12 protein-coding genes and 1 riboswitch are annotated in these 12,312 nt (G+C 40.0%); of the genes, 9 read left to right on the top strand and 3 right to left on the bottom strand.

Features of this window, described 5'->3' with window-relative positions:
• The first annotated feature begins 88 nt into the window (after positions 1 to 88).
• Positions 89 to 217, top strand: a complete 129-nt coding sequence (locus QWZ08_RS03780; protein ID WP_290335882.1) for a hypothetical protein — start codon at positions 89 to 91, stop codon at positions 215 to 217.
• A 108-nt stretch (positions 218 to 325) separates the two neighbouring features.
• Here QWZ08_RS03780 and QWZ08_RS03775 read toward each other — a convergent pair whose 3' ends face one another.
• Positions 326 to 1,669, bottom strand: a complete 1,344-nt coding sequence (locus QWZ08_RS03775; RefSeq protein WP_290335881.1) for a voltage-gated chloride channel family protein — start codon at positions 1,667 to 1,669, stop codon at positions 326 to 328.
• Positions 1,670 to 1,702: 33 nt separating this feature from the next.
• Positions 1,703 to 1,774, bottom strand: a riboswitch (Fluoride riboswitch).
• Positions 1,775 to 1,903: 129 nt separating this feature from the next.
• On the opposite strand from QWZ08_RS03775, the gene QWZ08_RS03770 reads away from it, so the two are divergent.
• The 3 genes from QWZ08_RS03770 to QWZ08_RS03760 all read left to right on the top strand — a co-directional run bounded on the left by QWZ08_RS03770 (position 1,904) and on the right by QWZ08_RS03760 (position 5,750).
• Positions 1,904 to 2,395 (top strand): TlpA family protein disulfide reductase, encoded by a 492-nt coding sequence (locus QWZ08_RS03770; RefSeq protein WP_290335880.1) that lies wholly within the window; start codon positions 1,904 to 1,906, stop codon positions 2,393 to 2,395.
• 137 nt (positions 2,396 to 2,532) lie between these two features.
• Positions 2,533 to 3,630 (top strand): MBL fold metallo-hydrolase, encoded by a 1,098-nt coding sequence (locus QWZ08_RS03765; RefSeq protein ID WP_290335879.1) that lies wholly within the window; start codon positions 2,533 to 2,535, stop codon positions 3,628 to 3,630.
• A 149-nt stretch (positions 3,631 to 3,779) separates the two neighbouring features.
• A complete protein-coding gene (locus QWZ08_RS03760) occupies positions 3,780 to 5,750 on the top strand; it encodes a sialate O-acetylesterase (RefSeq protein ID WP_290335878.1) in 1,971 nt (656 codons plus the stop codon).
• A gap of 140 nt (positions 5,751 to 5,890) precedes the next feature.
• Here the strand turns inward: QWZ08_RS03760 and QWZ08_RS03755 are convergent, their stop codons facing one another.
• Positions 5,891 to 6,421 carry a UpxY family transcription antiterminator gene (locus tag QWZ08_RS03755; protein ID WP_290335877.1) on the bottom strand — a complete coding sequence of 177 codons (531 nt, stop codon included), beginning with the start codon at positions 6,419 to 6,421 and terminating at the stop codon, positions 5,891 to 5,893.
• A gap of 599 nt (positions 6,422 to 7,020) precedes the next feature.
• Here QWZ08_RS03755 and rlmN point away from each other — a divergent pair.
• From rlmN to QWZ08_RS03735, 4 genes are all read left to right on the top strand, one after another.
• Positions 7,021 to 8,064, top strand: a complete 1,044-nt coding sequence (gene rlmN, locus QWZ08_RS03750; RefSeq protein WP_290335876.1) for a dual-specificity RNA methyltransferase RlmN — start codon at positions 7,021 to 7,023, stop codon at positions 8,062 to 8,064.
• 168 nt (positions 8,065 to 8,232) lie between these two features.
• The gene (locus tag QWZ08_RS03745; protein WP_290335875.1) at positions 8,233 to 8,853 is read left to right on the top strand and encodes a hypothetical protein; all 621 of its coding nucleotides are present in this window, start codon (positions 8,233 to 8,235) and stop codon (positions 8,851 to 8,853) included.
• 272 nt (positions 8,854 to 9,125) lie between these two features.
• The gene (locus QWZ08_RS03740) at positions 9,126 to 10,265 is read left to right on the top strand and encodes a pseudouridine synthase (RefSeq protein ID WP_290335874.1); all 1,140 of its coding nucleotides are present in this window, start codon (positions 9,126 to 9,128) and stop codon (positions 10,263 to 10,265) included.
• Positions 10,258 to 11,052, top strand: a complete 795-nt coding sequence (locus QWZ08_RS03735; protein WP_290335873.1) for an RluA family pseudouridine synthase — start codon at positions 10,258 to 10,260, stop codon at positions 11,050 to 11,052. Before QWZ08_RS03740 ends, QWZ08_RS03735 begins: the two co-directional genes overlap by 8 nt.
• A 48-nt stretch (positions 11,053 to 11,100) precedes the next feature.
• On the opposite strand, the gene QWZ08_RS03730 is transcribed toward QWZ08_RS03735, so the two are convergent.
• A complete protein-coding gene (locus QWZ08_RS03730) occupies positions 11,101 to 11,739 on the bottom strand; it encodes a peroxiredoxin (RefSeq protein ID WP_290335872.1) in 639 nt (212 codons plus the stop codon).
• 99 nt (positions 11,740 to 11,838) lie between these two features.
• On the opposite strand from QWZ08_RS03730, the gene QWZ08_RS03725 reads away from it, so the two are divergent.
• The gene (locus QWZ08_RS03725; RefSeq protein ID WP_290335871.1) at positions 11,839 to 12,276 is read left to right on the top strand and encodes an RrF2 family transcriptional regulator; all 438 of its coding nucleotides are present in this window, start codon (positions 11,839 to 11,841) and stop codon (positions 12,274 to 12,276) included.
• The last annotated feature ends 36 nt before the right edge of the window (positions 12,277 to 12,312 follow it).

Below are 12,312 nucleotides of genomic sequence, written 5' to 3'. Positions count from 1 at the left end.
ATTTAATTTGATTGATTGAAACTCCCATTTTGTACTGATCTCCGAACAAGGTTATTAACTTTTATTATAGTCTTTAAATCAATCAATCATGTATCAGAAAGTAGCAAATGCACAGCAGGATAATAAAACCCTGTGGATGGGAGTCGTTATTGTAACAGTATTGGAAGTGGCATTCTGGTTGCTTTTTTACTGGATACATCTGAAGATAAGAGCCTAACTATTCAACAAATTTTACGGAACGATATAATTAAAATTATGCAAAGACATCATTGGTTAACGAAAGATGACTTTACTTTTTTTGAGAAATTATCAGCTGTTTAATAAATTATTTTTTGTGCCGTGCTGTATCTTCTTTTGAAGAAGAGGGGCTGATCGTATTTCCTTTTACCGGCGATAACTTTGTAACGGCTACCCGTTGCGATTTGTAAATACCCGAATGCCCGCTAAAATAGTAGGCAGTAAAACAGGCCACGGCGTAGTAAATTATATTTTCAGATCCAAACAATTCTATACCCATTAAAGTACATGCCAGTGGCGTATTGGTAGCGCCTGCAAATACGGCAATAAAGCCAAGGCCGGCCATTAGATCAACAGGTGCACCGCTGATGGTTGCGAGGATGTTACCCAGCGTTGCGCCAATAAAAAATAGCGGTGTTACTTCGCCACCTTTAAAGCCCATGCCCAGTGTTATGGCCGTTAATAATAATTTCCAAAACCAGCTCAGATAACCAGCTCCGCCAGTTTTGAATGCATTGACAATACTGATGCCATCCGGTTTCGGATTGGTAACGCCCAAACCCAGGTAATCAAAAGTGCCAAGCAGGTAACTTATTCCAACAACAAGTACGGCACCTACAACCGGTACCAGTAAAGGGTTTGTAATAAACTGCCTGCTTTTATTTTTTATAGTATGCGACAGGGCAGCAAAGCCAAACCCCGCAAAGCCAAACAGTACTCCGGCAATAATTACCTTACCCAATAAAAAAAGATCGAATGAAATATGGGGGAAAAAAGAATCACTGCTGCTTTTAAAGGCGATGGTATATTGCGTGTGCTGAATGCTGCAGGATACACAGGTAATATGTGCGACGATGCCTGCAATTAAACAGGGAATCAATGCGTCATATTTGATGCGGCCGATGTACAATACTTCCAGTGCAAATACAGCACCCGCTACCGGCGTACCAAATACGGCCGCAAAGCCGGCAGACATACCGCACATCAGGAGAATTTGTTTATCGTATACCGATAATTTAAACCAGTCAGCAAACTGCGAAGCCATGCTGCCACCCATTTGTACAGCGGTGCCCTCGCGGCCGGCGGAGCCGCCGAATAAATGCGTAATGATAGTAGTGAATAAAATCAGCGGCGTCATGCGGAAAGGAACACCGCCGCCCGGCTCATGTATTTCATCAATAATTAAATTGTTACCTGCATGACTGTTTTTGCCAAACCTGTTGTAAAGCCACACAATTAAAATACCTGCCAATGGCAATAAAAAGATAAGCCACAAATGTTGCCAGCGTAAAACGGTAACAATATCCAGCAGCCATAAAAAGAAAGCTACCAGTAAACCAATTGATATAGAAACAGGAAAAATGATAAGCGTCCATCGAAGTAATTGTTTGGCAATGTGTAATTGCGCTGTCGCATATTTTGTTGTATTCATCCTACAAATAGTTTTCGGAAAATAAAATAATTACCATTTGCAGGCGCCATCAGTCTTTGTTGAAATAAGACGGTTAAGTAGGAAGACACCATTTCCTTAATAGATCCAAAATTAAGATTTGATTTTAAATCAGGCTTATTTTTTTTGAATGAGTAGGCATTCAACAGTCCGAAACATCTTTGCTTAACATATTATTATCGCCAAATTCTCATAGCTTTATCAAAATTTTTATTGATGAACCGGATTGTTATTTACCTTCTTATACTGCTTGTTGGCAATACTGCCAAAGCTCAGGCACCAAGTATGCAAATGACCGCAAGGCAAACCGGCCTGCCATCATTCAGCATCACCAGAGTGCCCGACAGCAGCAGGTTTGAGAAGGCCAACCTGCAAAAAAACAAAGCGGTAATTATGATGGTGTTCAGCCCCGACTGCGAGCATTGCCAGCAAAAGATTAAAGAAATTATGGCCAATATTAAATTGTTCAAAAATGTACAAATTGTAATGGTTTCCAACCTCGGCTATAGCTATGTAAAGAGATTTTACCAGGAGTTTAATGTAGCCAGGTATCGCAATATTACCATGGGTATGGATTATCGCTACATGTTAGGCAATTTCTTTACGATTCCCGGTTTGCCTGCGATGTTTTTGTACAATAAAAACGGGCAATTTGTAAAAGCTTTTGACAGAAATGTGCCGGTTCAAAAAATTGCAGCTGCCTTATAAAATTTTCATATCAATAAGCCTCCAGCTTTACTGCATCAGTTTAATTTTAAATTAGATTGGCCATTTTAAAGTTTTAATGTGGTTGATTCGTCAATCATATAAAATGTGCTTATTCATCAATTGAAAATAATTACCTGATGCTATTATTTGCCGCTATTGTATTTGTGCTTATCAGTGCCATCTATCTCTTTTTACAACAACCAAAATTTGGCAGACGACCTGCAGGCGACCGCCTGGAGAAAATAAAAAAATCTCCCAACTACCGAGACGGGCAATTTCAAAACCTAAGTTTCACACCAGACCTCACGGATGACGCCAACTTTTTCACTGTACTGAAAGAATTCTTTTTTGATAGAAGCAAAAGAAGCAAACCTGCTACCACCCTTCCTTCTAAAAAAATGGATTTATTAAACCTTTCACCGGATGAAAATATATTGGTATGGTTTGGTCACTCCTCTTATTTTATGCAGTTAGATGGAAAAACGATCCTGGTAGATCCTGTATTAAGTGGCAGCGCCTCACCTATTCGTTTCACTACCACCAGCTTTAAAGGATCTGATGTATATGCACCCGCTGACTTTCCGGAGATTGATTACTTATTAATAACGCATGATCACTGGGACCATCTCGATTACGACACAGTAATAAAATTGAAACCAAAAATTAAAAAAATTATTACTGGTTTGGGTACTGGTGAGCACCTGCAACGCTGGGGATTTAAAGACGATATTGTTATAGAAAAAGATTGGAATGAATTCATTGACCTGGAAAATGGATTTACGATAAACACCACGCCAGGCAGGCATTTTAGTGGCAGGGGTATGAAAAGAAACCATGCTATCTGGATGAGCTTTGTACTAACAACTCCTACGCTTAAAATATTCATTGGCGGAGATTCGGGTTACGACAGTCATTTTAAAACCATTGGCGATAATTTTGGCCCGTTTGATTTGGCTATACTGGAATGCGGTCAGTATAACCGCTATTGGAAACATATACATATGATGCCGGAAGAAGTAGTACAGGCAGCTATTGATTTAAAAACAAAAACATTGCTGCCTGTCCACTGGGCCAAATTTGCATTGTCTTTACATGCGTGGGATGAACCTATAAAAAGAGTAACTGCCGAAGCAAGCAAAAGAAATATGCCTTTGGTTACTGCCTTGATAGGTGAAACTGTTAACCTCGGAAATCTTTTACCTGCAACCATCGATTGGTGGGAAAATATTGATTAAATGAAAGCTCCAGGCTGCGTTTGTTGCCACAAAGATTCCACCTGCCGGTTAAGTTCCTGCTTTTGATTTGTAAAACCATTGCTTCCCCCTATCCTGTTTTTGCCTACTTTAGCTGAGTCAAAAATTACACCATTTTACAAGTCAACTATATGAAAAAAACGATCGCTCTTTTTGCATGTCTCATTTTTATTGCAACGGCATTTGCCAATATAACCCTGCCCAAAATATTTGGTGATAATATGGTGTTACAACGCAACAAGCCCATCAACGTTTGGGGATTTGCTGCTGCCGGTGAAAAAGTAACTGTATCATTTAACGGACGAACAAAAAGCACCAAAGCTGGTAAAGATGGCAAGTGGCTGGTTACACTAGCGGCTGAAAAGGAAGGCGGCCCGTTTGAACTGTCAGTGAATGGAAAAAATCAGCTGACTATAAAAAATATTTTAGTAGGTGAAGTATGGATATGCAGCGGGCAAAGTAATATGGAAATGCCCATAGAAGGTTGGGGTAAAATCAATAATTACCGGCAGGAAATCAATGATGCAAACTATCCACAAATACGGCACTTCAAAGTTCCCAATACAGTAAGCACTACATTAAAAGACGATGTTGCCGGTGGCGACTGGAAGGTATGCAGCCCGGCAACAGCAGGCGATTTTTCTGCTACTGCCTATTTTTTTGCAAGACAATTATACAATCAGTTAAAAGTACCGGTAGGGTTGATCAATACTTCCTGGGGTGGTACCATGTCAGAAGCCTGGACAAGTGAAGAAGCATTTGCAAAAAGTGCAGAATTAAAATATGTGGCCGACGCCATGAAGGGCAGTGATATTGAAACGATGCTGAAGCAACGTGGTGAAAACATGCGGAAAGCCATTCAAAAAGCGCAAGGCAGTTTTGAAAGCAATGCAAATACAACAGACTGGAAGAACGCAGCATTCGATGACAGCAAATGGCCATCCATGAAATTACCCGGTTTGTGGGAAACACAGGGACTGCCAGATGTTGACGGCACCGTATGGTTTAGAAAAACCATTACCATTTCAGACAAGGATGCCGGCAAGGCGGCAACGTTAAATTTGGCAATGATAGATGACAATGATGAGACCTTTGTAAATGGTGTAAAAGTAGGCAGTACCGAAGCTTACAATGCAGTGCGCAAATATGCAGTTGCAGCTGGTATTTTAAAAGCTGATAAAAACACCATCGCCGTAAAGGTAGGTGATACCGGCGGCGGGGGAGGAATTTATGGCTCCGCAGCAGATTTGTCTTTAATAATTGACAATAAACCACTGCCACTCGCTGGTGATTGGTTATTCCAGGTAGCGGCCGTTTCTCAGGCTGCAACATCGGTGGGACCTAATGATTACCCCAGTATGTTATTCAACGCCATGTTGTATCCGCTTGTGCAATATGGTATTGCGGGAGCAATCTGGTACCAGGGTGAAACCAACGCCGGCCGTGCTTACCAGTATCGCACGGCATTCCCATTGATGATTACCGATTGGCGGGAGCATTTCAAACAGGGTAATTTTCCGTTTTTGTTTGTTCAATTGTCAACCTTCGGTTCGGCTGAAGCTAACAGTACAAAAGGCAGTAACTGGGCAGAGTTAAGAGAGGCACAGTCGATGACGCTTAGTCTACCGCACACTGGCATGGCAGTTACAACTGACATTGGCAACCCTGCTGATATACATCCAAAAAATAAACAGGATGTTGGCAAACGGCTGGCGAGTATTGCGCTTCATGATATTTACCAGCAACGGGGCGAAAGCACTGGCCCAATATTTCAGTCTATGAAAACAGATGGAGGGAAGGCGACACTTTCGTTTAGCCATACCGGCAGCGGTTTATTGGTAAAAGATAAATACGGGTATCTGAAAGGATTTGAAGTTGCCGGGGCTGACAAACATTTTAAATATGCCAAAGCCGTTATTGAAGGCGATAAAGTGATCGTATCTGCTGATGGAATTACAGAACCGAGGGCAGTTCGGTATAACTGGGCTGATGATGCATCAGAAGGTAACTTGTTTAATAATGAACAATTACCAGCTGCGCCTTTCCGTACAGACAACTGGGAAGGTATTACGGTCAAAAATAAGTATGTCATTGGCTTATAAAAATATTTCAGGGGAAATTGACCAGTGTTTCAGCATATACAAAAAAATAAAGCTCCCGACAAGGAGCTTTATTTTTTTGTATAAACTATTTATTATCCAACCAAAGTAATAACCGACTATAATGAAGAAAGGTTGTAATGCTATGAGCCCATTTTAATCCCTTCAAAGCCATAATTAAACACGTCATTGGTCGACCTTTCTTTTTCCGCTATCAGTGTATATCCCATAGATGGAAGAAGTAATTTATAGCAGTCTTTTATAACAGCAACGGTATCAGACTGAATCGTGTTGTTGCGATGATACTCTCTTACTGCCTCAATTCGACCAGTTAATTCAACCCTTGTTTTGCTAAGGCTAATATTGGAAAACTGGGTGGTAAAAGACCGTATCGTTTCAATCTCATCTTCTTTAAACATTACAGGGCTTCCTAACCAGTACACAAAATTGATTACACAATCAATATTCCTGATAGTGTTCATTTCAGTCTCTGTAGCAAAGACAAATACGTAGGAGGAAAACAAAGGTTCGAAAGAAATTCTAATCTTACTCCGCTCAGTTTTTTCAATTCTGTTAAGCGGGCAAAAATTTTCAATCTTCTTTTTAGATAATGTTGCAGCTAATTTTTTTTCGCGCTGAGGTTTAGTGCATACCAGGTACCATTTTTTGTCCATCTGTAGTTTTTTTGAATTAAAAAAAATCAGATTTAAAATAGGTGGATGTGTACGGCTTTATAAATGGATACTTAATTGCAGACAACAGGATAACCCGTTTGTTTATGAAGCAAAGTAAAGGAAAAAATAAATACCGAAGAATTTTTTTTCTACGATTTTATCGAAAAAATTCGACAGAGAATCGTATTTATACGGTAAAATGGCCAAAATCGTCGTCAAAAAAAATTAAAAAAAATCGTAAAAACCCGGAAAAAGATGTCAAATGTGATTTTTTAGGGCTTTTTGAACTATTAAAAAGATAGCAGGACTTTATTTTATAAAGTCACTGATCCAGTTTTTTTACTTCCTTCTACTCGTAATTGCACCATTTCCAGTTTGGTTATTATTGGCGTCAAAGCTGAGCGATCAGTCAACAAAAATCAGCTATTCCCTTTACTGACCTAACAATTGAATTATAGCAACAGCGGGTATTCTAATTCTAAAAGGAGACCGATTCCGGGAGTAAAAAAACTCATCCTGCTGTCACTTTTTGAAAGGGGCTTGCGCATTGGCCTTTCATCTTCATTGGGCGATAAATTTAGTTACGGTATCTTTGCAAAATGACAGCAACTAAACAAAACATACGTCACCTGGGGTTGGAGGAATTAGCTAAATATTTTGAACGTATCGGCGAAAAGAAATTTCGTACTAAACAAGTGTATGAATGGATATGGAAAAAAGGTGCGCAAAGTTTCGAGGAGATGACAGACCTGTCAAAAGATTTGCGGTTAAAAATGACCGAAAATTTTACAATGCCGGCGCTCTCTGTAAATGCTACGCAATTCAGTAGCGATGGTACTGTTAAGTCACGTTTTATGACTTTTGACGGCCATATGATTGAAGGGGTACTGATACCTACTGAAAAACGAAATACGGCCTGCGTTTCGTCACAAATTGGTTGTAGCTTAAGTTGTAAGTTTTGTGCTACTGGCACAATGGAGCGAAAAAGAAACCTTGACTATGATGAAATATATAACCAGGTGGCTTTACTGAATCAGCAAAGTGAAAAGACATTTGACAAGAAACTGTCGAATGTAGTGTTCATGGGCATGGGGGAACCTTTACTGAATTATAAAAATGTTTTAAAAGCCATCGACCGGTTGATTGCCAATGATGGGATGGCGATGAGCCCCAAGCGAATTACGGTTTCCACGGCTGGTGTTTCCAAAATGATCAAACAACTTGGAGATGACAAAGTACGTTTTAACCTGGCGCTTTCTTTACACGCCGCCGATGATAAAAAACGCAACCAGATAATGCCCATCAATGAAACCAATAATATTGCTGCTTTGGTGGAGGCGCTCAACTATTTTTACGATAAAACGAAGAACGACATCACGCTGGAATACATTCTTTTTAAAGATGTAAACGACAGCCAGGAAGATGCCGAAGCGCTGATCAAAATTTATCGCCAGATACCTACCCATCTAATCAATGTAATAGAATACAACCCTATCTCAGGTGCTAAGTTTACTAAACCTGATGAAGATGCTACACAAAGGTTCACCGATTTTCTTGTTAAACACAGGGTAAACGTCCGTGTGAGAAGAAGCCGCGGTAAAGATATTGATGCGGCCTGCGGGCAGCTTGCCAACAAAGGATAACAGCTACAATGTCTGATGGCTGATTTTTGCCCGCAAATAGGATCGGTTGGAGAGACTATGATTTTCATATTAACCATCGATGTTTTCCTTTAACATACCATTAAAATTCCTGATTAAACTTCGGTCGCAGCTGCATGTCTATCCTTTTGTACAAATAAAAAAATAAGTATGAAAAAGATAGCAGCAGGTATGCTGGCTTTGGCCAGTTTTATATTCAGTGCCAGTGCACAGGAAACTCCAAACATGAAACGCTTTCATCATCCGCACAAACATGGAATGATGATGCAGGAATTAAATCTTACGGCTGATCAGCAGCAACTGTTGAAAGCCAACCGCGACAGCTACCAAAAACAATGGCTGGAACTGAATAAAAATGAGAATATTACTGTAAAGGAATCCAGGGATAAAAAAAGCGCATTGCGCAAAGAGCAAAAGGAAAAGATGATGGCCATTTTGACCTCAGAGCAAAAAAACAAACTGGAGCAGCTAAAAAAAGACCACGAGTCAAAGCGTGAAGCAATGGCAGCTAAACGGCTTGATAAAATGAAAACCAAGCTGAATTTATCCGATGACCAGTTAGCCAAAATCAAATCCGGCAACGAGGCCGTACATGCCAAAGCCAAAGCTATCAGGGAAGATGACCAGTTAAGCCGCACCGAAAAAAAAGAAAAATTGATGGCATTGAAAGCGGAAACACAAACCAATTTAAAAAGCATTTTGACGCCTGAACAAATCAGTAAAATAGAAGAGCTAAAGAAAAACCGGATAGAAAAACGGCAGGCAAAATAATCAAGCTTACTCCCTTTGAAAACATCGGCGCAACCAAAAGTTGCGCTTTTTTTTGCTGCTTCCCCGAAGGAAGCATTTTGGCGCCATTTACCTAAGTTAGAGGGTTATTTAAAGAATCTCCTTCTATTACTTTAAAATATTAAACTGAATTGGGAAGTCGGCATTTGCGGTATGAGGCTATAGACTCATCCTGATTTTTAACTTGGGGGCAAGGGCTTTTCCTTATCTTTGTACTTCATTCCTGTTGAAACAACAGTAAAAATCTACATAATATGAGTCAGGCACACTTCCAGCAATTTGTTGCTAAAAAAAAGAACAGTGTAATTAAAGAAGAATTCAAGCAGGCTAAAAAGAAGGCAAAAAAAGAACGTGCGATCGCCATCGACAAACGTTTTGAAGAAAAAAGAAGACTAAAAGCCGCAGCCAGAAATGCTCCAATAGAAACTTCGGCATCCACAAAAAAAACTGCAGGTGCTGCCGGTACAAAAACCATTCAGCATAAAAAAGAAGAGAAGATCGCTTCAATTGAAAATAATTTTGAGCAAGCTGTAAAAATAGCAGGTATAAAAAAGGAATATGCGCCGCCTGTTGTCAAAGCGCCTGTTAAAACCGTTGGTAGCAAACCCGCAGCAGTCAGCACTGCTTTAATGCCGCTCAATAAATTTTTAGCTCACTGCGGCGTGTGCAGCAGAAGAGATGCTGTAACCCTTATAAAAGATGGAAAAGTAAAAGTAAATGATACAGTGGTGATTGAACCGGCTTTTAAAGTTTCTGAGAGGGATGATGTAAAATTCAACGGCAAAAAGTTATTTGTCAGCAAAAACCTGGTGTACATTTTACTGAATAAGCCCAAGGATTATATCACTACAACAGACGATCCGCAGGGAAGAAAAACGGTGTTGCAACTTACTAAAATGGCTACAACAGAAAGAATCTATCCGGTTGGACGACTGGACAGAAATACGTCTGGTGTTTTATTGCTTACCAACGATGGCGAATTGACGCAAAAACTTTCTCACCCCAGCTATAATATTACTAAAGTATATGAAGCAAGGTTGGATAAAAATCTTACCAGGGCAGATTTTGACAAGATATTAAATGGGGTAAAATTAGAGGATGGCGAAATAAAGGCCGATTCTTTAGCTTATGCCGATGCAAAAGATAAATCGATTATCGGTATTGAGATACACAGTGGCCGCAACCGCATTGTACGACGCATTTTCGAACACCTGGGCTATGATGTAAAAGCACTTGACCGGGTGATGTATGCTACCCTCACAAAGAAAAACGTTGAACGCGGCAAATGGCGTTTTTTAAGCGAGAAGGAAGTGCGCTTGTTAAAGTACCTGAATGCATCGCACAAAAAGATTATTCCTGCTAAACCTTTATCCAACAGTATTGCTGATGACTAACGAAAATGTACCCGGCAACGAAAAGCAATCAACCGTTTCAACAAAACCGGCATCCGCAGGTTTATTGAAAGATTTAAGCGCAATTACACTGTTTGAAAATGATCATTTTATTGCGTTGAATAAACCAGCTGGTGTACTTTCCATTCCTGACAGGATGCAATCTGAAGCTTCCCTAAAAGACAAGCTGATAGAAAAATATGGGAGTATATTCACCATACATAGATTAGACCGTGAAACAAGTGGCATTATTCTGTTTGCCAAAGATGCCGAAACACATAAATACTTTTCAAAGCTGTTTGAAGAAAAGGCGATGGAAAAATATTACCTCGGTTTGGTACATGGATTACCTGCTGGCAATACCGGTAAAATTGAAGCGTCCATTATGGAGCATCCTGTATTTAAAGGCCAGATGGTAGTCAATAAAAATGGTAAGCCTTCTTTAACGGAATATGAAATGCAGGAAAACTTAGGGAAATATTCCCTTGTAAAATTTCAATTGCATACCGGCCGTACCCACCAGATAAGAGTGCATTCAAAAAATATGGGCCATCCAATTGTATGCGATCCTTTGTATGGTGATGGTAAGCCAGTCATGCTCTCCGACATCAAAAAGAGATTTAAATTGAGCAAGCACGACCAGGAAGAACGGCCCATGCTGAACAGGGTGGCGCTGCATAGTTACGAATTGAAATTTACGGATGAACAGGGCAAAGCATTTGACCTTGTTGCAGAATTGCCAAAGGATATGCGGGCATTGATACAGCAACTTAAAAAAAACAGACAATAGTAAGAGCCACTTTCCAGTGGCTCTTACTATATAAATAAAAACCAAAACCTAGTTTAAATCAGGTTGTGGAGTATAACGCAAGTAAGGCTTAATTTCTTCAACTCCTTTTGGAAATTTCTTGATCGCATCAGCAGTGCTGATAGATGGAACCACAATTACATTTTCGCCTTGTTTCCAGTTGGCAGGTGTTGCTACACTGTAGTTGGCAGTTAATTGAAGGGAATCGATTACTCTTAAAACTTCAACAAAGTTTCTGCCCGTAGATGCAGGGTAAGTAATAATCAATTTAACCGTTTTATCCGGTGCAATAATCACCAGTGACCTCACTGTAGCGGTAGCAGAAGCATTGGGGTGTATAAAATCATACAACTCAGAAACCTTGCGGTCATCATCTGCAATAATGGGAAACTCTACCGATACGTGCTGGGTTTCGTTTATATCGCCAATCCAACCCAAATGCTTGTCCACAGGATCTACACTTAAAGCGAGCACTTTTACATTACGTTTATCAAATTCACTTTTTAAAGCTGCGGTACGGCCCAGTTCAGTTGTGCAAACCGGTGTATAGTCGGCCGGGTGAGAAAATAAAATACCCCAGGAATCGCCTAGGTAATCATAAAAATTAATTTCACCGAGAGATGTTTTTGCTGTAAAATTGGGGGCTGTATCCCCTAAACGTAGGCTCATAATAAATAATTTTAGGGTACAAATATACAATAATAGTCTATCAATCAAGTAGACTTAATTTTGTTTTTTTATTTTTTTTATTTTAGGTACCTTTCTTCCATGTTATCAAAAAAAACCCAATATGCGCTTAAGGCGCTCGGTTACCTGGCGGGCAGATATGGCGAGGGGCCAGTATTAATTTCAGATATTTCGAAGAAGAAAAAGATTCCGATTAAGTTCCTGGAAACAATATTGCTGGAGCTCAAACAGGCAGGTGTACTGGAGAGCAAAAAAGGCAAAGGAGGCGGTTACTACCTGGTTGAATCTCCCAAAAAAACCACCCTTGCCCAGGCTATCAGGTTGGTGGGTGGCCCTATTGCGATGTTGCCCTGCGTGAGCATTAATTTTTATGAAAAATGCAAAGATTGTGATGAAGCTACCTGTGGGTTAAATAAAGCCATGCAAATTACACGGGACGCTACACTGAAAATTCTGGAAAAGAAAACATTGGTTGAATTAATAGATAGAGCTGATCCCCCATCCGCTAAAGGAGGGTAATTTGTGCGTTTGATATTATTATCGCAAAGCCACGAT

The organism is Ferruginibacter paludis, assembly GCF_030409685.1.
Taxonomy (GTDB): Bacteria; Bacteroidota; Bacteroidia; order Chitinophagales; family Chitinophagaceae; genus Ferruginibacter; species Ferruginibacter paludis.
The sequence above is the reverse complement of the archived record's forward strand: the minus strand, read 5'-3'. Positions and strand labels throughout refer to the sequence as shown.

Bases quoted from the DNA above. Each gene is read 5' to 3' on its own strand.
- QWZ08_RS03730 (WP_290335872.1), bottom strand. From the start codon at position 11,739: ATGAGCCTACGTTTAGGGGATACAGCCCCCAATTTTACAGCAAAAACA.
- QWZ08_RS03740 (WP_290335874.1), top strand. From the start codon at position 9,126: ATGAGTCAGGCACACTTCCAGCAATTTGTTGCTAAAAAAAAGAACAGT.
- QWZ08_RS03765 (WP_290335879.1), top strand. From the start codon at position 2,533: ATGCTATTATTTGCCGCTATTGTATTTGTGCTTATCAGTGCCATCTAT.
- QWZ08_RS03775 (WP_290335881.1), bottom strand. From the start codon at position 1,669: ATGAATACAACAAAATATGCGACAGCGCAATTACACATTGCCAAACAA.
- QWZ08_RS03745 (WP_290335875.1), top strand. From the start codon at position 8,233: ATGAAAAAGATAGCAGCAGGTATGCTGGCTTTGGCCAGTTTTATATTC.
- QWZ08_RS03780 (WP_290335882.1), top strand. From the start codon at position 89: ATGTATCAGAAAGTAGCAAATGCACAGCAGGATAATAAAACCCTGTGG.
- QWZ08_RS03725 (WP_290335871.1), top strand. From the start codon at position 11,839: ATGTTATCAAAAAAAACCCAATATGCGCTTAAGGCGCTCGGTTACCTG.
- QWZ08_RS03755 (WP_290335877.1), bottom strand. From the start codon at position 6,421: ATGGACAAAAAATGGTACCTGGTATGCACTAAACCTCAGCGCGAAAAA.
- QWZ08_RS03760 (WP_290335878.1), top strand. From the start codon at position 3,780: ATGAAAAAAACGATCGCTCTTTTTGCATGTCTCATTTTTATTGCAACG.
- QWZ08_RS03735 (WP_290335873.1), top strand. From the start codon at position 10,258: ATGACTAACGAAAATGTACCCGGCAACGAAAAGCAATCAACCGTTTCA.
- rlmN (WP_290335876.1), top strand. From the start codon at position 7,021: ATGACAGCAACTAAACAAAACATACGTCACCTGGGGTTGGAGGAATTA.
- QWZ08_RS03770 (WP_290335880.1), top strand. From the start codon at position 1,904: ATGAACCGGATTGTTATTTACCTTCTTATACTGCTTGTTGGCAATACT.